Here is a 235-nt window from a genome sequence, read left to right on the forward strand (position 1 = left end):
CTGTTAAATGGCGATACAGGCACAGGTAAAACAGCACTAATAAAACAGTATAAAGAACGTCACTTACCGCAATTTATTAATGGAGTGATGAATCACCCTGTATTAGTCAGCCGCATACCGAGCAATCCGACATTAGAATCTACTTTAGCCGAGCTTCTTAAAGACTTAGGGCAAGTAGGCAGCACAGAGCGTAAGCTACGAATAAACGGTACTCGGTTAACGACATCATTAATTG

Annotated in this window: 1 protein-coding gene; it reads left to right on the forward strand. The window is 41.3% G+C overall.

Annotated features, from left to right (window positions below; all coding sequences use genetic code 11):
• A partial coding sequence (locus AAEY62_RS24855; protein WP_350637171.1) for a TniB family NTP-binding protein occupies positions 1–235 on the forward strand: 235 nt, incomplete at both ends.

It is taken from the genome of Pseudoalteromonas sp. GW168-MNA-CIBAN-0100, from assembly GCF_040309225.1.
Lineage (GTDB): Bacteria > Pseudomonadota > Gammaproteobacteria > Enterobacterales > Alteromonadaceae > Pseudoalteromonas > Pseudoalteromonas arctica.